Origin of the sequence: Arthrobacter phoenicis (assembly GCF_047238215.1) — a bacterium.
GTDB lineage: Bacteria > Actinomycetota > Actinomycetes > Actinomycetales > Micrococcaceae > Arthrobacter.
This window is the reverse complement of the sequence record NZ_JBDFMK010000001.1, coordinates 1,270,464-1,289,409: the sequence shown is the minus strand read 5'-3', so window position 1 is coordinate 1,289,409 and position 18,946 is coordinate 1,270,464. Positions and strand designations below refer to the sequence as shown.

Below are 18,946 nucleotides of genomic sequence, written 5' to 3'. Positions count from 1 at the left end.
GTTACCTGTGGTCTATGTCATATGCGGCTCTCAGTCTGTACTGTGTGAAACGGCTGGTATCCGCCGGGCCGCATGAGACCAGAGTTGCTCCAGCGCCCGTTCCAGACCACAGTCCCCGGCCACCGCGCCGGGACCGTTCCTTCTGAAAGGTTCAAAACACTCGTGAAATCACCAGGAAAGAGCTTCCTTCGAAGCGGGGGACTCCGGAGGGCCGCGGCACTGACCCTGGGCTTGCCGGTTCTCCTCTCAACTGTTGCCATCGCGCCCGCTACCGCGGCACCGGCACAAGGCGCCACCGTCGCCGGCGTCGCCCAGAAGAATCTGGACCCGGCGAACTACCCGGACGGCCGCTACATCGTCATGCTGGCCGAGCAGCCGGCGGCCAGCTACGAGGGTTCCACCCCCGGCCTGCCGGCCACCAAACCCGCACCGGGCAAGAAGCTTGACCCCAGCAAGGGCGAGGTCAAGAACTACCGCGCGCACCTCGAGCAGAAGCAGGCCGAGGTCGCAGGCAAGCAGAACGTCAAGATGGGCCGCCAGTTCTCGGCGGCGGTCAACGGCTTCAGCGCCAAGCTGACCACGGACCAGGCGATCAAGCTCGCCAAGGACCCCAGCGTCCTGGCGGTGGCTCCGGACACGGAGAACGCCCCGGACTACTCCACCACCGACTTCCTCAAGCTCAGTGGCCCCAACGGCACCTGGAACACCACCTTCGGTGGCCAGGACGGCGCCGGCAAGGGCGTCGTCGTCGGCGTCATCGACACCGGCTACACCCCGGACAGTGCCTTCTTTGCCGGCGACCCGGTCAAGCCGCTCTCCGGCGCCCCCGTGGTCGGCGTCCCGTACCGCGCGGCGGATGGCAAGATTGCCATGCTCAAGGCCGACGGCGAGACGTTCACCAGCGACTGCCAGAAGGGTGTTGACTCCGGTGCGTCCTTCGATGGCACCGCCTGCAACTCCAAGGTCCTCGGCGCGCACTACTTCGCCGACGACTTCCTTAACTACGTGGCCCCGGGTGACCGCTCGCCGCTGGAGCAGCTCTCCCCGGTGGACGTGGCCAGCCACGGCACCCACACCGCCAGCACCGCGGCCGGCAACGCCAACGTCGAATCCTTCGTGGACGGCCGCAGCTTCGGCCTGACCAGCGGCATCGCCCCGGCTGCCAAGCTCTCCATCTACAAGGTCTGCTGGGAAGACACCGATCCCAACACCGGCGGCTGCTACAGTTCCTCATCCGTCGCCGCCGTCGAGCAGGCCATCGAGGACGGCGTCGACGTCCTGAACTACTCCATCTCCGGTTCCGCGACGTCCGTCATCGACCCGGTCTCCATCGCGTTCCTGAACGCGTCGGCCAGCGGCATCTTCGTCGCCGCCTCCGCCGGCAACTCCGGCCCCACCGCCAGTACCGTCAACCACGGCGCCCCCTGGGTGACCACCGTGGCGGCCAGCAGCTTCTCGCAGGAACTGCAGGGCACCATTGAGTTCGCCGACGGCAGCAAGTTCCGTGGCGCCAGCATCATGAACGGCGAGGTCAAGGACGCCGGTGTCGTGCTGGCAGCAACCGCGGCCGCCAAAGCCGGTGACGCAAACGCGGCGCTGTGCGGCCCGGACACCCTAGACCCGGCCAAGGTTGCCGGGAAGGTTGTCGTGTGTGACCGCGGCGTCTTCGACCGCGTCGCCAAGAGTGCCGAGGTTAAGCGCGGCGGCGGAGTCGGCATGATCCTCGTCAACCTCACCAACTCCTCCCTGGACGCGGACCAGCACGCGGTGCCCACCGTGCACGTGAACCCGCCGGCCACCCAGACCATCAAGGACAAGGTCGCGGCCAACCCGGGTATCAAGGTCTCCCTGGTCAACAAGGACACCACCGGCCTTCCCCTGGAGGCCCAGCCGCAGATCGCCGGGTTCTCCTCCCGCGGACCGCTGCTGGCCACGGATTCGGACCTGCTGAAGCCTGATGTCACCGCCCCCGGCGTGGCTGTCCTGGCCGGTGTTTCCCCGATCGCTGAGAACGGCGCGAAGTTCGGCTTCATGTCTGGTACCTCGATGGCTTCCCCGCACGTGGCCGGCTTCGGCGCGCTGCTGCTGGGCAAGAACCCCACCTGGTCCCCGGCCGCGGTGAAGTCCGCCATGATGACCACCACCTCCGACGTCAAGCTCGCCGACGGCACCAAGAACACCGACGTCTTCGCCACCGGCGCGGGCGAGGTGGACCCGGCCCGCATGGTCGACCCGGGCCTGGTGTACGACGCGAACACCCAGGACTACCTGAAGTTCATCCAGGGCACCGGCGTGGACCTGGGCCTGAAGTCCAGCACCAAGGCGCGTGACATGAACGTCCCGTCCTTCGCCCTGGGCAACCTCACCGGGAAGATCGAGGTCACCCGCACGGTGACCGCCCTGACTCCGGGTGTCTACAAGGCCAGCGTCAACGTCCCCGGCATCAAGGTCAGCGTGGCCCCGGCGGCGCTGAACTTCAAGGCCGCCGGCGAACAGCGCACCTTCAAGGTCACCTTCGAAAACCAGGGTGCCCCGCTGGGCCAGTTCGCCATGGGCTCGCTGTCCTGGCAGGGTGCCGGCAAGACCGTCACCTCGCCGATCTCGGTCCGCCCGCAGTCCGTGGTGGCCCCGAAGGACGTCACCCTGACCACCAACCAGGGCACCGGCTCCGGTGACATCAAGGTGGTCTCCGGCACGAACAACCCCACCAACATGACGCTGGACGGCCTCTCCAAGGCCGACGCCACCGCCATCTCACTGGTCCCGGGTCCGTTCACCGCTACGGCCGACGCCTCGACCTACATCAAGACCGTCCAGGTCCCGGCCGGCGTCCCGCTGGCGAAGTTCTCCGTGATCTCCTCCGATCCCGGCGCCGACTTCGACATGTACGTGGTCACCCCGCGCGGCGTGGAGCAGGTTGCCACCTCGTCATCGAGCGAGACCCTCTCCATCCCCAACCCCGCCGCCGGTAAGTACACGATCTACGCGAACCTGTACGCCAGCCCGGGCGGCAAGGCCACCAAGGCTTCGGTTGAGGCGGCGGTGCTCGGCGCCAACGTGGGCAACGCCTCGGTCTCGCCGAACCCGCTGAAGCTGACCAACGGCAAGGCCGGCAAGGTCACACTGAACTGGAAGGGCCTCGCGGCCGGTTCGTACATCGGCCGGATCACCTTCGAAGGTTCCAGCGACCCGACCTTCGTCACCGTCATGGTGAACCCCGACGGCACCACCGCCGTGGCCCCCACCGCCGAGGACCAGGCCAGCAACACCGGCCCGGGTGACGAGGCGGGCACCGGCGACGCGGCCCAGCTGGAGAAGGGCGCCCAGGTCAAGAAGGAACAGGCCAAGGTGGTCCCGCAGGATCCGGACAGCCCGAACAACGCTATTTAGCGGTAGCGCGTAACACCTGAACACAGCAGTGGCCGGCGGTCTTACCGCCGGCCACTGCTGTGTTCTTCGTTCTGTATGCCCTGGCGCGTGGGGACCCAGGGCCGCGGGCCGGGGGCTAGGCGCCGTGGGCCGCCGCTGCGGCGCCTAGACCGCGCCGGTGGAACCGGCCGTTCCCCCGAGGAGCGGGGCCATGGACTTCCACCGGGAGATCTCGCAGCCGTCAGTCCGGCTGAAGCGGGACTCGACGCCGCGGCCCCGGTACGTGCCGGTGACCACCGCGACCTGCGGGCCGCCGTACTGCTGGGTGCAGAGCTTCGGCGGCCCGGGCACGGGGAAGAAGATGGCCTCGCCGTGCTGCCGGACGGCCGCCAGCGCGGCGGCGGAGTCGGGGAGCGTGGACTCCGGGCCGGGCTCCTGGCCGTCCGCGACCAGCCGGAACACGTACTCCGGGCCGCCCGGCGCCTCGGTCAGCGTGATGGTGAGGTCCACCTCGGGATTTTGAGTCTGGTCCCGGGGTGAAGCTGCCGGCTCGCCGGCGCCATTGGTGGCGGTCATGGCGTTCCTTCCTGGGCTGCGGTGCGGGGCTGTTGGCGGGCGGCGGCCGTGAGGAGCGGGTCGAGTTCCTGCAGCAGACGGCCCCGCAACTCCTGGGCGGCGTCCGCGAAGCCGCGCTGCCGGTCCACATAGTCGGCCTTGCCGCCGGCGGTTTCGATCCTGATGGGCGGGTAGCCCCACTCGCTGAGGTCGTAGGGGGAGGCTTGCATGTCCATGGCCCGGATCTGCCAGGAGAGTTCGAAGCAGTCCATTACCAGTTCGCTCGGCAGCACGGGCGCCAGCTTGTAGGCCCACTTGTAGAGGTCCATGTTGGCGTGCAGGCAGCCGGGCTGTTCGAGGTCCCGCTGGTTTTCCCGGCTCGGGGCGAGGCTGTTCAGCGGCACGGCGTCCGGGGTGTAGAACCGGAAGGCGTCAAAGTGCGAGCAGCGGATGCGGTTTTCCTCCACCACCTGGTCCGTGCCCGCGGAGCCCAGCCGCAGGGTGAGGTATTCGTGGCGGAGCGCAAACTTGTCCTGCCGGTAGACCATGGCCCACTCGTGCAGGCCGAAGCAGCCGAACTGTGCGGGCCGGGCCGCTGTGCCGGCCAGGATGATCCCGGCGAACTGCACCGCCTCGCGCCGTTCGGCCAGGAAGCGCTCGGCGTCGACGGTCAATGCCGGGACGCCGTCGGGCACGCCCGCGGTGCCGCGTTCGGCGTCGTCGGCCTCGCGGTAGTACTTCCAGTCAGCGCGCGCGGTGGCGGCCGGGCCTGAGAGTACGACGCCGGCGCCCGGGTGCCAGCGCAACAGCTGCCCGGGTTTCTGGGTGTAGTAGGTGAAGAGGAAGTCCTCCACCGGGTGCTTGCGGCCGGCCGACCGCCGTGCCAGGTAGGGGTCGGCGTAGGTCCGGACGCGTTCCTGGTGGGCGGCCTCCCGCCGGGTCCACTGGTCTTCTGTCAGGTGCTGCAGTTTAGCCAGCCCCGCCGCTCGAGCCCAGGACGTCTTTGGCGGCGTTCCACTGGGCGATTTCGCAGCCGTCGCGCAGGCTGAACGTGGCTTCGACCGGCCGGTCGTCCACCGAGCCCGTGACCGTGGCCTCCTGCGGGCCGCCGTACTGCTGGGTGCAGGCCTTGTCCGTGGGCCGGGGTGCCGGGCTGAGCAGGGCGGCGTTGGCCTTCAGGGCGGCGCAGGCGGCAGCGGCGGAGGGGTGCTGGCTTTCCGCCGCGGGGACGCCGTCGCGGCAGACCAGGGTGTAGTTGGCCGGCTGGCCGCTGCCGCCGGGCTTGACCATGATGGAGAGCTCGGCGTTGCCGGCGCCCGGCCCGGCCGTGGGTGCCGCGGCCGAGGGGGACGGTGCCGCCGCGGTGGTCTCGGCGTCCGCGGACGGGGTGCCGCTGGAGCTGCCTGTCGGGGTGCCCGCGGAAGTGCCGGTGGAGCTGGAGCCGGTGGGGGACGAGACAGTCGGGCCGGGGCCGCCGGAGCCGCCCGGCGAACAGGCGGCCAGGGCGGTGGCCGTGGCCGCGATCAGCAGCACGTGCATCAGGGGTTTGCGCATGGCGGACCTCCTCGGGTTGGTGTCCAGTCTATCGCCGGGTGGCCGCGATCAGCCGGGTCATGGCGGCATGGAGTTCGGCCACCTGGTCCCGGCTCAGTCCCAGCCGGGCCATCATGGTGCCGGGAATCGCCGTCGCGTCCCGGCGGAGCGCCGCGCCGGCCGGGGTGAGGCCTACGGCAAGGCTGCGTTCGTTGCCTTCGGCACGTTCCCGGGTCACGTAGCCCACGGCCTCGAGCCGGCGCAGCAACGGGGACACCGTGGCCGGGTCCAGGTCCAGGGCGTCGCTGATCTCGCGAACGGTGCGCGGGCTGGATTCCCAGAGGGTCAACATCACCAGGTATTGCGGGTGGGTGAGGTGCAGTTTGTCCAGGACGGGTTTGTAGGCGGCCACCACATTGCGCGAGGCGACCGTGAGGGCGAAGCAGAGCTGGTGTTCCAACAGCAGGTCCTCGTCGATGAAGTCGGGGGTGGCGGTGGCGCTGTCGGTCATGGAACTCCTCGGGGCGCGGGATAATTAGTGCACTAATCATTAGCGTACACTGGTGGCATATCCGTTGCGAAGGAGTGGTGATGGCGAAGGAATCCGCCGCCGAGCGTTTCATGCGGGCGACCGGGAAGTTGCGGGCCGTGTTCGGTCCCGCCAGCCGCGGCTCGCTGGGCCACGACATGACCGAGCAGAACCGCCGGCTGTTGGCCCAGCGGGAGGCAGAGACCCGGCAGTGGGAGACCATCCGCCGCCCGGACGGCAGCACCTACGTGGTGCCGCGGGACCCCGGGGACAAGTCGCTCCGCTAGGCGGGTAGCTCGGGCTCATTTGCCGCCGTCGGGCGTAAAATTGAGGCACCGGCGGCCCCGGCCCGCTCGCTGAAAACGACGTCCAGGCCGACGCGCCGTCCTTCCGCTCATCCTGTCAGCAGGGGAGGAGGTGGAAACCATGGCACATGCACTGCGCAGGGCCGCCCACGGCAGCCGGCTGCACCCGTCCACCTGGGTGCGGTTCGTCTTCGGCCCGGCCTCACGCGGAGATTACGCCGCCCCGGTGGTGCACCGGCACGACGACTTCGAACTCGCCTCCGAGCAGGAGCTCGCCGGCTTCGAGATCGAAACGGATGCGGCGGGGCATCACTACGCCGTCCGCCGCGAAGACCTTCCCAAGGAACAGGTCTGACTTGCTGTTTTAACGCGAAAGGGAGCGGCAGGCTGCCGCTCCCTTTCGTGTGTACCGCATGACGTGCCTTAGCGGCCGGTGCCGCCGTAGACCGTCGCCTCGTCCTCGCTGTCGAGGTCGAAGGCCTTGTGGATGGCCCGCACGGCGTCATCGAGCAGGTCCGCGTGGGTGACCACGGAGATGCGGATCTCGGAGGTCGAGATCATGTTGATGTTGATCCCGGCCTCGGACAGGGCGGCGAAGAACCGTGCCGAGACGCCCGGGTGGGAGCGCATGCCCGCACCGATCAGCGAGAGCTTGCCGATCTTCTCGTTGTATTCGATGTTCTCGAAGCCGATTTCGGCCTGGGCGGCGCGCAGGGCGGCCAGGGCGTCTGCGCCCTCGACGATCGGCAGGGTGAAGGAGATGTCCGTCCGGCCGGTCCCGTGGGTGGAGACGTTCTGGACGATCATGTCGATGTTCGAGTGCGCATCCGCGATGACCTGGAAGATCGCCGCCGCCTTGCCGGGGATATCCGGAACGCCAACGACGGTGACCTTGGCCTCGGAACGGTCGTGTGCAACGCCGGAGATGATTGGCTGCTCCAAGGCAACTCCCTCTTGAATCGTGATCTTGTCGTCGGCGCTGGGCAGCACCCAGGTGCCTTCGTGCTGGCTGAATGAGGAGCGGACGTGCAGCGGGACGCCGAAACGGCGGGCGTACTCCACGCACCGCAGGTGCAGGATTTTGGCCCCGGACGCGGCGAGTTCCAGCATTTCCTCGCTGGAGATGCTGTCGATCTTCCGGGCGGACGGGACCACACGCGGGTCGGCGGTGTAGATGCCGTCAACATCGGTGAAGATCTCGCAGACGTCGGCGTCGAGGGCGGCCGCCAGGGCCACCGCCGTCGTGTCCGAGCCTCCACGCCCCAGGGTGGTGATCTCGTTCGTGGTGCGGCTCATGCCCTGGAAGCCGGCGACGATCGCGATGTGACCCTTGTCCAGCGCGGTGCGGATCCGGTGCGGGTCGACGTCGATGATCCGGGCCTTGCCGTGGATGCCGTCGGTGATCATGCCCGCCTGCGAGCCGGTGAAGGACTGGGCGGAGGCGCCGTACTTGTTGATCGCCATGGCCAGCAGCGCCATCGAGATGCGTTCGCCCGCGGAGAGCAGCATGTCCATCTCGCGGGCCGGAGCGGAGTCGGTCACCTGGGCGGCCAGGTCGAGGAGTTCGTCCGTGGTGTCACCCATGGCGGAGACGACGACGACGACCTCGTCGCCGGCGTTGTGCGCGTCCACGACGCGGCGGGCGACCCGCTTAATACCCTCGGCATCGGCCACCGAGGAACCGCCGAACTTCTTCACGACGAGGTGTTTGGTGGCACCCGGGATCACCGGCAGCCCCTGCGGCTGCGGTCCGGGGTGGACTTCGGTAGTGGGCAGACTCATGCGCGCACCCTCACTGGATCATCGGGGTTCTGGGTGAAGCAGCCAAACGGCGCGACCGAGTGGTGCGACGGCGGCTTCAGCCCAAGTTTATCGCCGCGGCCGGTCCGGCGTTCAATTGTGACCGGCGGGCGGACCCGCCGCCGGTGGCCGGTCCAGCCGGTAGCGCCAGGAGGGGAGGCCCTTCCCGGCGCGGTCCTGGGCCGCCGTGAAGTAGTGGTCCGGGACGAATCCCAGCGTCTCCAGCAGCCTGCGGGAGGGGAGGTTGGGTTCGTAGACGCCGGCGAGGACCGTGCCGACGCCCCGGTCTTCGAACAGCCAGCGCACCAGGGCCCCCGCCGCCTCCCGCCCGTAGCCGTGGCCGTGGTGGTCAGGGTGGATCAGGTAGCCGAGGGCGCCGGCCGGGATGGGTCCGGGGGCGGGCGGCGCTTCGGCGGTCCAGGTCCGGGCATCGCCGATCACCTCGCCGGTGCCGCGCAGGACCACGGCCCAGCAGAGGTCGAACTGTTCCGGGGTGGAGGCCTCGGCCCGTGACAGCATGGTGCGCAACCGGGTGGAGTTCTCCGCGGCATCCAGCGGGGCGTGCGAGAGATACCGGGTCACTTCCGGGTTGCCGCGGAACCGCAGCAGGGCAGCCTCGTCCGCGGTCGTCACGGGCCGGAGCGTCAGCCGTTCGGTGGGGATGGGGTCCGGGATCATTGTCCGTGACTCTACCGCCCGGCCTGTTGCGGTCTGTTCCGGCCGGCGGCCCGGATGCAATACTGGCCCGAAAGCCGGAACCGCACTGTGGGGGTTGCTATGAGCCAGAGGCCAGCATTGAGATTGTCCGGCTTCGTCCTTGACGCCCCCGATGCCCGCGGTTTGGCGGACTTCTACCGCCGCCTCCTGGGCTGGGAGTTGGGGCAGGATGAGCCCGAATGGGTCACGGTGGTCTCCCCGGACGGCGGCGCCGGGCTCTCGTTCCAGAGCGACGCCGGGTATGTGCCGCCGGTCTGGCCCGCCGGGCGTGGGGCGCAACAGATGATGATGCATCTGGACATCGCCGTCACGGATCTGGCCGAGGCCTCAGCCCATGCTCAAGGGGCCGGCGCGACGCTGGCCGAGTTTCAGCCGCAGGACGACGTGCGGGTGCATCTTGACCCGGCCGGCCAGGCCATCTGCCTGTTCCTCGACGCCTGAGCCGCTGCGGACACCGACGGTGCGGCCCTCACGGAAGACGCTGAGGACGTGGGGTCGGAAACACCCGTACCTCGGTGCGTTTACCGGCCTGGTGGTGATAGCCACCGTGAGCACCGCCGCCTGGCTGGCACTTTCCGGGCGCGAGCCCGGATCCGTCATCTTAAGCGGCCTTTCAAATGTCGTCGTGTACTGGCTGATCACCGTGGTCCATCTGCGCGCGACGCGGAAGGAGCGAAAGGAACTCGCCGGGAAGGGACAGCTGCGGGCTTTTATTCGCTACCCGGATTCCCTGCCGGGGTCCCTGAGCGGGATCTGGAATCCCGGCGTCGTCACCCCCACGGAGGGCACTCTCCGGTTCCAACCCGCCGTCTACGAGAGCCTTGAAGCCGTTGGCCGCGCCACGAACTTCACCGTCGCGGACGTGTCAGAGCGCTGGACAATCACCGGCAAAGACCGGAAATACCTGCCGGCGTCGGCCGGCTACGAAGCGGTCACCCTGGCCACCGATAAGGGGAGGCTGGAGCTCGCAGCGAGCCCGGAGTCGCTGGACCTGTTGGCGGTGATCCGGCCGCCCATCGGACAGGACGATCCCGGGCCGCGCGGTCACTGACCCGGGTGAATCCCTTTCCGGGGCCTGCTTCGGGCTAGCTGAGGGCGTTGCGGCGGCCCTCGAAGGCGCGGCCCAGGGTGACCTCGTCGGCGTATTCGAGGTCGCCGCCCACGGGCAGGCCGGAGGCCAGACGGGTGACGGCGATGCCGATGGATTTCAGCATCCGCGCCAGATAGGTGGCCGTCGCCTCGCCCTCCAGGTTGGGGTCCGTGGCGATGATGATCTCCTGGATCGCGCCGTCGTTCAACCGCGTCAGCAGCTCCCGGATCCGCAACTGTTCCGGGCCCACCCCGGCGATCGGATTGATGGCGCCGCCCAGCACGTGGTACCGGCCGCGGAAGGACCGGGTGCGTTCGACGGCCAGGACATCCTTGGACTCCTCCACGACGCAGATGACCGACGGATCACGCCTCGGGTCACGGCAGATGTTGCACATCTCCTGTTCGGTGACGTTGCCGCAGACCGTGCAGAACTTCACGCGTTCCTTCACCGTGGTGATCGCCTCGACAAGCCGTTTCATGTCCTGCGGATCGGCCTCGAGGATGTGGAAGGCCAGGCGCTGGGCGGATTTCGGCCCGACGCCGGGTAGCCTGCCGAGCTGATCGATCAGCTCCTGGACTGCACCTTCGTACACAATTTCCTCGTTCGTTGGGGTAGCGCCCGCTCAGGGCGCCGGGAGGGTTAGAAGCGCGGCGCCAGTGGGCTGCCGTCGAGGGAGCGCTCCTCGAGCAGCTTGCCGCCCAGAATGCGTTCGACGGCGGCGCGGCCGAACACCCCCGATTCCTCGATGGTCTCATCGTCGGCGCTGGGGATGTCCTGCTCATAGGTGGTGGCGGCCGCGACGGCCCGGGCGGGCGCCTTTGCGCGTCCGGCCTCCGCCTCCGGGCTGTTCGACAGGCGCTGGTAGAGACTCTGCCGTCCGCCGGCCGGGGCTCCGACGGGCGCGGGGGCCGTCACCGGCGGGGCCGCCGTCAGGACGGCCGAGCCGCCGGTTGCCGCGGCTTCCTGCGGCGCGGCGTGCGGGAGGTTCCCGGGGGCCGGGGCCGCCGGCGCAGGGGTGCTCTGCCGCGCAGGGGGCTGCGCCGTCGCGGGTTCGTAGCGGCGCGGTTCCGGTTCGGTGACGTGGGGCTCGGGTTCCGTGGCCTTTGCGGTCCCGGCGTCGGTCGCGTTGTGCCGTCCCACGTTCAGCTCGGTGCCGACGGTCCAGACGCCCGGGGACTGTTCGACAGCGCGCGCCCAGGGATCCTGGGCGGGATCGGGCTTGGCCGTTCCGGCACCTGAACCAGCGTCCGCAGCGGGAGCGGGGGCGGCAGCGGGGGTGCGATCCGCGGCCGGCGCCCGGACGGGTGCCGGGTTGTCGGCGCGCACGGGCGTCGGGGTGGTCTGGACAGACCTGGACGGCGACGGAGTCCAGTCCATCGGCGGCTCTTCATCCAGCGGGGGAGCGTCCTCGTCGCGGGGCGGTCCCCAATCGTCATCCGGGTCTGCGTACGATCCGCTCCAGCCCTGGTCCGCGGGTGCCGCGGAAGCGGACGGCGGCACGGGGGCGGCGGGTGCCGCGGGGGTCGATTTGGCTGAAGGTGCCGCGGCGGATGCCTCCGGAGAAGCAGCTCCGCGGTTCGCCGCGGGTGCAGCCGGAGCAGACTGGCCAGGAGCAGACTGAGCGGGAGCGGACTGAGTCGGAGCAGGCTGGGCGTGCGCAGACTGGGCCGTAGCGGAATGAGCCGGCGCAGCAACGGAGGCTTCTGCCGCGGCAGGCGTTGCGGCGGCCACCGGGGCAGCATCGCGTGGGCCCGCGGAAGCCGGCGTGGGCGCGGAGGCCGGGGCGGCTGCAGGCGCGAGGCCCCACGCTACATCGGCCGAGCTGGGGGCAGCAGCCTCGGGCTCAGTAGGCGCTTTTGGGTTTGGCTCAGAGCTCGCTGGGCTCTTGGACCCGCCGGCGACGGCGGTGATCTGGCAGTCGATGCCGATCGTCTTGTGGATCGCCTGCCGGAGGTTCTCGGCGTGGTCACCTCGGCCGAAGGCCCCGGCCAGCCCGGCGGTGCTGAAGAGCAGCGTCAGGACGTGGCCCTCCACATGACCCACCTGGGCGTTCGGCTCCACCAGGGCCCAGGTGCTGCGCTTGATCCTGGTCAGGGTCTGCAGGACTTCCGGCCAGGCGCGGCGCAGCACCTCCACATCGGGTCCCGAGCCGGAGCCCGGGGCGGCGGCCGCGGGAGCGGCAACCGGGGCAGCCTCGGCGGGCTGGGAGGCCCGCGGCGCGGGCGTCCCAGCAGGAGCGGGAGCGGGGGTGCCTGCGGGTGCCGGCGTGGGCGCTGCTGTCGACGTTGGTGCCGGTGCCTGAGTCTGGTCTGGACGCGCGGCGTTGCTGGCGCCGTTGTGGGCGGCGGCCGGAGCGGCTGCCCGGCTCGGAGCAGGGGACTGGTGTGGCGGCTCGGCCGATACTGCGGGCGCAGGCATGGGAGCGGACGGCTGGGCCGCGGCGGGAGGTGCGGCCGGTGTCCGCTCCGGGGCGGGGGCGGCCGGTTCCGGTGCCCGAACCGCGGGGGCCTGAGTCGCGGCGGGTGCCTGGGCCGCGGGCGCAACAGCGGCAGCAACAGCGGAAGCCGCAGCAGCGGGCACGGCGGCCGGGACGCCGCCGTCGGATCCGGCGTAGTTGAGGCGCCGCTCCACGCGGTCGATCCGGGCGGCGATGCCGCGTTCGGTCTGCTCCGCGCTGGGCAGCAGGATGCGGGCGCACAGCAGTTCAAGGTGCAGCCGCGGGGAGGTGGCCCCGGTCATCTCGGTGAGCGCCGTGTTGGTCACGTCCGCCGCGCGGGAGAGCTCGGCCGCGCCCAGGTTGTGCGCCTGGCTCTGCATCCGGGCGATCTGGTCCGCCGGCATGCCCCGCAGGATGGACTGGGCGCTCTCCGGCATCGCCTGGACGATGATGAGGTCGCGGAAGCGCTCCAGCAGATCCTCGACGAAACGGCGCGGGTCGTGGCCGGTCTGGATCACCCGGTCCACGGCGCGGAACACCGTGGCTGCGTCGGCGGCCGCCACGGCCTCGACGACGTCGTCCAGCAGCGAGGCGTGCGTGTAACCCAGCAGGGCCACGGCCAGCTCGTAGTCCAGGCCATTGGGGCCGGCACCGGCCATCAGCTGGTCCAGGACCGAGAGCGAGTCACGCACCGAGCCGCCGCCGGCGCGGATCACGAGCGAGAGGACGCCCGGCGCCACCGGGACGTTCTCCTGCTGGCAGAGCTGTTCCAGGTACGCCATCAGCGGCTCCGGCGGGACCAGCCGGAACGGGTAGTGGTGCGTGCGGGACCGGATGGTGCCGATCACCTTGTCCGGCTCGGTGGTGGCGAAGATGAACTTGATGTGTTCCGGCGGCTCCTCGACGATCTTCAGCAGCGCGTTGAACCCTGCCGAGGTGACCATATGGGCCTCGTCGATGATGAAGATTTTGTAGCGGTCCCGGACCGGCGCGTAGGTGGCACGTTCACGCAGGTCGCGGGCGTCGTCCACGCCGCCGTGGCTCGCCGCGTCGATCTCGATGACGTCCAGGGAACCCGCGCCGCCGCGGGCCAGTTCCACGCAGCTGGGGCACACGCCGCAGGGGGTGTCGGTGGGGCCTTCGGCGCAGTTCAGGCAGCGGGCCAGGATGCGGGCGGAAGTGGTTTTGCCGCAGCCGCGCGGGCCGGAGAAGAGGTAGGCGTGGTTGACGCGGTTCTTGCGCAACGCCGTCATCAGGGGGTCGGTGACGTGCTCCTGCCCGATGACATCCGCGAACGAATCAGGCCGGTAGCGGCGGTACAGGGCGGTAGTTACGGTCACGCTTAAACCCTACCAATCGGCACAGACATAAAAGACCCCTCATGCACCCGCCAGAGCCCGTTTACCCTTGCTACCTTCCGGTCCTGGGGGAGTTCAACAGGATGACGCCACATGAGGGGCCGTCGACTACTTTACCCGAGATCCCGGCCTGCCCCGAATCCGCTCCCGGGCAGGGGCCATCCAGGCCCGTCGGCACCCCGATTGGTCGACGGGCGGAAGTTCGGGTATTCTAGTATCTGCTTTTGATTCAGAAGCAACTGGAGAATTCGCCTAGCGGCCTATGGCGCACGCCTGGAACGCGTGTTGGGTTAACGCCCTCGGGGGTTCAAATCCCCCATTCTCCGCGGTTGGCCCCGGTCCCTTGGACCGGGGCCTTTTTGCGTCCGGGCTCCGGACCCGTCAGGCCCGGAATCCGAGGCGGCGGAGCCGTGAGCGGGCGGCCAGTTCGCTCGGACCCGTCCGGCCGAGGGCCAGATGGACGACGCCGAGGGTGGCGCGGGTGATCAGCTTTACCGGCAGCGGCAAGGGCCCCAGCCGGGCGGTCCGAAGCCCGAGCAGCTCGCGGTACTCCGGTTCCAGGCTTGCCACCGCGGCGGCGAACAGCACCCGGTAGCCGGGCCTGAGCATCGGGTGCAGGGGAGGATGCCGGATGAAGTGCACGGTTTCGGCAACCATCGGCCCGGCGGCGAGCGTCCCGCCGTCGTACCAGTCGCGGAGCTCGTGGCGCATCTGCCCGGCACTGACCGGAGGGGAGTCCACGCCCATCATTTCCCCGGCCTGCGCCCATTCGCGGACGTAGGCGTCCGGCCCGCCCGGAATCGCCGGCCCGAACATGGTGTGGGCCGTCAGGAAGGCATCGGTGAAGGCGATGTGGATCCAGCGCAGCAACTCCGGGTCGCTCGCCGCGTAGGGCCTGACGTCTCCCGCGGCGTCCCGATAATCGCCGCGGACCGGTTCGTGCAGGCGCTGGACCCAGGCCGTGGCCTCCCTCGCCGCCGTCGTCGACCCGTAGGTAACGGTAAAGATCCAGCGGATGGTGCGGGCCAGGCGCCCCAGCGGGTCCTCGCGGAAGTGTGAATGCTCGTGCACGCCGGTCAGGGCGCCGGGGTGCAGCGACTGCATAAGCAGCGCCCGGATGCCGGCCACGATCGCGGGCATGCCCCCGTGCACCGTCCAGACGGCCGAGCCCGGCAGGTGGTAGCCGGCGTCGTCGCCCTCCTCGAGACGGGCCACCCAGGGCGGCGCCGTGTCCCGTGACCCGGTGAAGGTATGCCGGAGTTCGGCCTGGAAATTCTGCAACATAGTGCGCATGGTCCATTCTGCGCCCGGATCCCTCCCTGCGGTACTTGGTGTCCGGACCGCGACTACTGAGGTGCTACCCGAGTTTCAAGAAGGGTAGTTCGGACGGTTCACACCCCTTGCCGATTGTGGTCCCATGAAAGAGGTCAGGCCGCGTTGCCGGCGACTGAGGATGTGGGGTTTACATCGTGGGAAAGCACTGGGGAAACACGACCAGCGAACCAAAAACAAGAAAACGAATCGTGGCGGTGCGTTGCCTCTCGGGAGGGTTTTGCCTCTCGCTGGCCGTGCTGACGTTCGGGGTCCAGGGAGTCACAGGCGCGGGAACGGCCGTGGTCTCGGTCGGCGTGCCGGACCGGGACGTGGCGGTCAGCCCCACGTTGCGCCCCGGGGCCGCGATCACCGCCGCCGGGGGAACGACGGCGGCGGCGACGGGCGCAGCGCAGGCCGCGGCCGCCGGGGCGGTCACTGCCGCGGGCGACCCGGGCGCGGGCTTCACGACGGACCCGCGGGCGCTGGTGGCGTACTCGCGCTCGGCCGTACTCACGGGCACCAAGGACGGCACCCCGGGGGAGCTCAACGTGGCCTCCTCCGGGTTGAAGCGGCCCGCGGAGGGTTTCCTCATGGCCCCCCTGGAGGTCCTGAACCCCTCGTCGCCGTTCGGCCTGCGGACCAGCCCGCTCTCAGGGGTGGCGGGGGAGTTCCACTGGGGCCAGGATTTCGCGGCGGCCTGCGGGACGCGGGTCTACGCCGCCGACGCCGGGGTGGTGCGCGCCGTGGGCTGGCACCCCTGGGGCGGCGGGAACCGCGTGGAGATCGACCACGGCAACGGCCTGATCACCACCTACAACCACCTGGAGGGGATCGCCGTGAAGAAGGGCGACTCGGTCCGCGTGGGTGAGGTGATCGCCAAGGTGGGCACCACCGGGTCCTCTACCGGCTGCCACCTGCATTTCGAGACCATCCTCAACGGGGTACACAAGAACCCGCTGGACTGGACGTTCCTTCCCATTACGCAGACCGACCCGCTGGGTCCCCTGGAGATGACCAGCTACGCGCCCGACGCCGGGCTCCCATCCAACTCCTCGCTGGGCTGGGCCATCCCGGTCTCCGACGATGGCCGGCACGAGGTGGCCAACGGCGCCCAGGAGATCCCGGCCGCCCTGCTCCCGCAGCTGCCCGGCTACACCGCGTCCTACTCGCCGTCGCCCTCACCGACGGCGGACGCCCTCTCACCCACCCGGCCGCCGTCGTCCACCACCGGGCAGGCGCCCGGCACCTCGGCGCCGGTGACCTCCGAACCGGTCACCGCCGCTCCGCCGGCGACCGGCACCACGACCGGTACGCCGACCACCAGCACGCCGCCCGCGACAACGCCGCCGGGGACGACGCCCCCGGCCACCACCCCGCCGGTCGGCTCGGAGGCGCCGTCCACGCCGCCGCCGGTGACCACGCCGCCAGCGCCCCCGGCGACCACCCCGGCCCCGCCGCCGGTGACGGAGGCCCCACCGCCCGTGGTGACCCCGCCGCCGGTTGTGGAGGTTCCCCCTCCGCCGCCGGTGGTCGAGCTGCCTCCGCCACCACCGCCCGTCGTCGAGGTGCCCCCGCCGGCCCCTGCGCCGCCGCCCGTGGTCACGCCGCCGCCGGTGACCTCGCCCGCCCCGGAACTGACCGCCCCGCCCGTCACCGCGGATCCCGCGCCGAGCGGCACTCCGGCCCCCACCGGCACAGTCGCCCCCTGACCGCCTGACTCCTGGCCCCCGGCCCTCCGGCCGCCGGCCACCCATACCGCCGCCCGTCGGCGTCGAATTACGGTTGTGACCATGCCGGGCTATGCTTCCGGCACGCCGACTCGACGCCCGGGAGGACCCCGCCATGACCGACCTCTACTCCGTTCCGCTCACCCTCAACGACGGCACCGAAACGGACTTCGGCCGCTACCGTGGGCAGGTGGTGCTGGTGGTGAACGTTGCCTCGCAGTGCGGCTTCACGCCCCAGTACGCCGGCCTCCAGGCCCTGCACAACAAATTTGAAGACGAGGGGTTCACCGTGTTGGGCGTGCCCTGCAACCAGTTCGCCGGCCAGGAACCGGGCAGCGACGCGGATATCGCCGAATTCTGCGACCGGAACTTCGGCGTCACCTTCCCGCTGACCGCCAAGGCCGACGTGCGGGGCAAGAACCAGCACCCGCTCTATTCCCGCCTCACCAAATTCAAGAAGGGCCTGCTGCCGGGCCTGGTGAAGTGGAACTTCGAGAAATTCCTGATCAACCGCGACGGCGAGATCGTCGCCCGGTTCGCCCCCACCGTGGAACCGGACGCCCCCGAGGTGATCGAGGCGGTGCAGGCCGCGCTCGCCTAAGGGACCGGTCGGGACCCTCGGCCCGCAAGGGCCCGAGGGGTCTATCCCTCCGCGCCATCCCGTCCTAGACTGGCCGGACCCTCCGACGTTCGGGCCGGTTCGCGGCTTTCTTGCGGCGCCCGCCGGCAGCGTTATCGACGCTGGCCAGGAGGGTGCATCAGAACGCTTCGTGAATCACAACTGGGCACTCAACATTGGGGTCCGTGAAACCAGGAGGAAAGTGATGACAGGAAACAAAGCCGTTGCCTACAAGGGGCCAGGGAAAGTCGAACTCATCGACATTGACTACCCCACTTTCGAACTCAAAGACGGACCAGGCGTCAACCCGGCCAACGTCGGCCGGCAGGTGCGCCACGGCGTCATCCTCAAGACCGTCGCGACGAACATCTGCGGATCGGACCAGCACATGGTCCGCGGCCGCACCACCGCCCCCGCCGACCTGGTGCTGGGGCACGAGATCACTGGCGAAGTCGTCGAGGTCGGTCCCGACGTCGAGTTCATCAAGGTTGGCGACATCTGTTCGGTGCCCTTCAACATCGCCTGCGGACGCTGCCGCAACTGCAAGGAACGCAAGACCGGTATCTGCCTGAACGTCAACCCCGACCGGCCCGGAAGCGCCTACGGCTACGTGGATATGGGCGGCTGGGTGGGCGGCCAGGCCAACTACGTGCTGGTGCCGTACGCGGACTGGAACCTGCTGAAGTTCCCGGACCGGGACCAGGCCCTCGAGAAGATCATGGACCTGACCATGCTCTCGGACATCTTCCCCACCGGCTTCCACGGCGCCGTGACCGCGGGTGTCGGCGTCGGATCCACCGTGTACGTCGCGGGCGCCGGGCCGGTGGGCCTCGCGGCCGCCACCAGCGCGCAGCTGCTCGGCGCCGCCGTCGTCATCGTCGGCGACATGAACGAGGACCGGCTCAAGCAAGCCCGAAGCTTCGGCTGCGAGACGATCGACCTGTCCAAGGGCGGACCGGCCGAGCAGATCGAGCAGATCCTGGGCGTTCCCGAGGTTGACTGCGGCGTTGACGCGGTCGGCTTCGAGGCCAAGGGCCACGGACATGACGCCAAGGAGGCACCGGCCACGGTGCTGAACTCCCTGATGGAGCTCACTGCGGCCGGTGGGGCGCTGGGCATTCCCGGGCTCTACGTCACCGGCGACCCAGGCGGCGTCGACGAGGCGGCCAAGAAGGGCGCGCTCAGCCTGAGCCTGGGCACCGGCTGGGCCAAGTCGCTGAGCTTCACCACCGGCCAGTGCCCGGTGATGAAGTACAACCGCGGCCTGATGATGGCGATCCTGCACGACAAGGTCCACATCGCCAAGAACGTCAACGCCAAGGCGATCGCCCTGGAGGACGCACCGAAGGGCTACGCCGAGTTCGACGCCGGCGCCGCCACCAAGTACGTGCTGAACCCGAACGGCTACCTCAGCTAGGGCCCGCCCCACCGGGTGACCTACGGTCCGGCGGCAGCCTTCCTGCACCAGGGTGCGCAGGTAGGGTGCCGCCGGATTACTTAATCCGCACGCGTAGCCGTGCCCGTTTTAAAGCTGCCTACCTGAGTTTGCCCACGTCCGGCCGGAAATCTGGTTGGATAGAAGGTACTGAG

Annotated in this window: 17 protein-coding genes, 1 tRNA gene and 1 other RNA gene; 9 read left to right on the top strand and 10 right to left on the bottom strand. The window is 69.7% G+C overall.

Annotated elements, in window-relative coordinates; translation table 11 throughout:
• Nucleotides 1-162: 162 nt before the first annotated feature.
• Complete coding sequence (locus ABC337_RS05905; RefSeq protein ID WP_412884763.1) at nucleotides 163-3,390, top strand: S8 family serine peptidase; 3,228 nt, start codon at nucleotides 163-165, stop codon at nucleotides 3,388-3,390.
• A gap of 144 nt (nucleotides 3,391-3,534) precedes the next feature.
• Here the strand turns inward: ABC337_RS05905 and ABC337_RS05900 are convergent, their stop codons facing one another.
• Genes ABC337_RS05900 through ABC337_RS05885 form a run of 4 tightly spaced genes read right to left on the bottom strand, consistent with a single transcriptional unit; the run spans nucleotide 3,535 to nucleotide 5,968 of the window.
• Nucleotides 3,535-3,945 (bottom strand): serine protease inhibitor, encoded by a 411-nt coding sequence (locus ABC337_RS05900; RefSeq protein WP_412884764.1) that lies wholly within the window; start codon nucleotides 3,943-3,945, stop codon nucleotides 3,535-3,537.
• The gene (locus tag ABC337_RS05895; protein WP_412884980.1) at nucleotides 3,942-4,901 is read right to left on the bottom strand and encodes a 3-methyladenine DNA glycosylase; all 960 of its coding nucleotides are present in this window, start codon (nucleotides 4,899-4,901) and stop codon (nucleotides 3,942-3,944) included. The genes ABC337_RS05900 and ABC337_RS05895 overlap by 4 nt, the downstream gene beginning before the upstream one ends.
• Entirely contained in the window at nucleotides 4,894-5,478 is a 585-nt protein-coding gene (locus ABC337_RS05890) for a serine protease inhibitor (protein ID WP_412884765.1), read from the bottom strand. Before ABC337_RS05890 ends, ABC337_RS05895 begins: the two co-directional genes overlap by 8 nt.
• A gap of 28 nt (nucleotides 5,479-5,506) precedes the next feature.
• Nucleotides 5,507-5,968, bottom strand: coding sequence for a MarR family winged helix-turn-helix transcriptional regulator (locus tag ABC337_RS05885; protein ID WP_412884766.1), 462 nt, complete (start codon nucleotides 5,966-5,968; stop codon nucleotides 5,507-5,509).
• Nucleotides 5,969-6,048: 80 nt separating this feature from the next.
• On the opposite strand from ABC337_RS05885, the gene ABC337_RS05880 reads away from it, so the two are divergent.
• A complete protein-coding gene (locus tag ABC337_RS05880) occupies nucleotides 6,049-6,273 on the top strand; it encodes a hypothetical protein (RefSeq protein WP_412884767.1) in 225 nt (74 codons plus the stop codon).
• A 139-nt stretch (nucleotides 6,274-6,412) separates the two neighbouring features.
• Nucleotides 6,413-6,646, top strand: coding sequence for a hypothetical protein (locus ABC337_RS05875; protein WP_412884768.1), 234 nt, complete (start codon nucleotides 6,413-6,415; stop codon nucleotides 6,644-6,646).
• Nucleotides 6,647-6,714: 68 nt separating this feature from the next.
• On the opposite strand, the gene ABC337_RS05870 is transcribed toward ABC337_RS05875, so the two are convergent.
• Together ABC337_RS05870 and ABC337_RS05865 are read right to left on the bottom strand one after the other, a co-directional pair.
• Complete coding sequence (locus tag ABC337_RS05870) at nucleotides 6,715-8,073, bottom strand: aspartate kinase (RefSeq protein WP_290256736.1); 1,359 nt, start codon at nucleotides 8,071-8,073, stop codon at nucleotides 6,715-6,717.
• A 111-nt stretch (nucleotides 8,074-8,184) separates the two neighbouring features.
• Nucleotides 8,185-8,769: a GNAT family N-acetyltransferase gene (locus ABC337_RS05865; protein WP_412884769.1), complete on the bottom strand. Its 585-nt coding sequence runs from the start codon at nucleotides 8,767-8,769 to the stop codon at nucleotides 8,185-8,187.
• 99 nt (nucleotides 8,770-8,868) lie between these two features.
• On the opposite strand from ABC337_RS05865, the gene ABC337_RS05860 reads away from it, so the two are divergent.
• On the top strand, nucleotides 8,869-9,249 hold the full coding sequence (locus tag ABC337_RS05860; protein ID WP_412884770.1) for a VOC family protein: 381 nt from the start codon (nucleotides 8,869-8,871) through the stop codon (nucleotides 9,247-9,249).
• A gap of 106 nt (nucleotides 9,250-9,355) precedes the next feature.
• Nucleotides 9,356-9,859: a hypothetical protein gene (locus ABC337_RS05855; protein ID WP_412884771.1), complete on the top strand. Its 504-nt coding sequence runs from the start codon at nucleotides 9,356-9,358 to the stop codon at nucleotides 9,857-9,859.
• Between the two features lie 34 nt (nucleotides 9,860-9,893).
• Here ABC337_RS05855 and recR read toward each other — a convergent pair whose 3' ends face one another.
• From recR to ffs, 3 genes are all read right to left on the bottom strand, one after another.
• Entirely contained in the window at nucleotides 9,894-10,493 is a 600-nt protein-coding gene (gene recR / locus ABC337_RS05850; RefSeq protein WP_412893215.1) for a recombination mediator RecR, read from the bottom strand.
• A gap of 47 nt (nucleotides 10,494-10,540) precedes the next feature.
• Nucleotides 10,541-13,678, bottom strand: coding sequence for a DNA polymerase III subunit gamma and tau (locus tag ABC337_RS05845; RefSeq protein WP_412884772.1), 3,138 nt, complete (start codon nucleotides 13,676-13,678; stop codon nucleotides 10,541-10,543).
• Nucleotides 13,679-13,705: 27 nt separating this feature from the next.
• Nucleotides 13,706-13,802, bottom strand: an RNA gene (gene ffs, locus ABC337_RS05840) — signal recognition particle sRNA small type.
• 135 nt (nucleotides 13,803-13,937) lie between these two features.
• Here ffs and ABC337_RS05835 point away from each other — a divergent pair.
• A tRNA-Ser gene (locus ABC337_RS05835) sits at nucleotides 13,938-14,022 on the top strand.
• A 55-nt stretch (nucleotides 14,023-14,077) separates the two neighbouring features.
• Here ABC337_RS05835 and ABC337_RS05830 read toward each other — a convergent pair.
• Nucleotides 14,078-14,989, bottom strand: a complete 912-nt coding sequence (locus tag ABC337_RS05830; protein ID WP_412884773.1) for an oxygenase MpaB family protein — start codon at nucleotides 14,987-14,989, stop codon at nucleotides 14,078-14,080.
• A 230-nt stretch (nucleotides 14,990-15,219) separates the two neighbouring features.
• On the opposite strand from ABC337_RS05830, the gene ABC337_RS05825 reads away from it, so the two are divergent.
• The 3 genes from ABC337_RS05825 (at nucleotide 15,220) to fdhA (ending at nucleotide 18,773) form a co-directional block, all read left to right on the top strand.
• A complete protein-coding gene (locus ABC337_RS05825) occupies nucleotides 15,220-16,719 on the top strand; it encodes a M23 family metallopeptidase (protein WP_412884774.1) in 1,500 nt (499 codons plus the stop codon).
• A 133-nt stretch (nucleotides 16,720-16,852) separates the two neighbouring features.
• Complete coding sequence (locus tag ABC337_RS05820; RefSeq protein WP_412884775.1) at nucleotides 16,853-17,338, top strand: glutathione peroxidase; 486 nt, start codon at nucleotides 16,853-16,855, stop codon at nucleotides 17,336-17,338.
• 223 nt (nucleotides 17,339-17,561) lie between these two features.
• Nucleotides 17,562-18,773 (top strand): formaldehyde dehydrogenase, glutathione-independent, encoded by a 1,212-nt coding sequence (fdhA, locus tag ABC337_RS05815; RefSeq protein WP_412884776.1) that lies wholly within the window; start codon nucleotides 17,562-17,564, stop codon nucleotides 18,771-18,773.
• Nucleotides 18,774-18,946 lie beyond the last annotated feature (173 nt).

Excerpts from the sequence above, each read along its gene's own strand:
- ABC337_RS05880 (WP_412884767.1), top strand. The coding sequence starts at position 6,049 with ATGGCGAAGGAATCCGCCGCCGAGCGTTTCATGCGGGCGACCGGGAAG.
- ABC337_RS05870 (WP_290256736.1), bottom strand. The coding sequence starts at position 8,073 with ATGAGTCTGCCCACTACCGAAGTCCACCCCGGACCGCAGCCGCAGGGG.
- ABC337_RS05890 (WP_412884765.1), bottom strand. The coding sequence starts at position 5,478 with ATGCGCAAACCCCTGATGCACGTGCTGCTGATCGCGGCCACGGCCACC.
- ABC337_RS05820 (WP_412884775.1), top strand. The coding sequence starts at position 16,853 with ATGACCGACCTCTACTCCGTTCCGCTCACCCTCAACGACGGCACCGAA.
- ABC337_RS05885 (WP_412884766.1), bottom strand. The coding sequence starts at position 5,968 with ATGACCGACAGCGCCACCGCCACCCCCGACTTCATCGACGAGGACCTG.
- fdhA (WP_412884776.1), top strand. The coding sequence starts at position 17,562 with ATGACAGGAAACAAAGCCGTTGCCTACAAGGGGCCAGGGAAAGTCGAA.
- ABC337_RS05875 (WP_412884768.1), top strand. The coding sequence starts at position 6,413 with ATGGCACATGCACTGCGCAGGGCCGCCCACGGCAGCCGGCTGCACCCG.
- ABC337_RS05830 (WP_412884773.1), bottom strand. The coding sequence starts at position 14,989 with ATGCGCACTATGTTGCAGAATTTCCAGGCCGAACTCCGGCATACCTTC.
- ABC337_RS05865 (WP_412884769.1), bottom strand. The coding sequence starts at position 8,769 with ATGATCCCGGACCCCATCCCCACCGAACGGCTGACGCTCCGGCCCGTG.
- ABC337_RS05860 (WP_412884770.1), top strand. The coding sequence starts at position 8,869 with ATGAGCCAGAGGCCAGCATTGAGATTGTCCGGCTTCGTCCTTGACGCC.
- ABC337_RS05900 (WP_412884764.1), bottom strand. The coding sequence starts at position 3,945 with ATGACCGCCACCAATGGCGCCGGCGAGCCGGCAGCTTCACCCCGGGAC.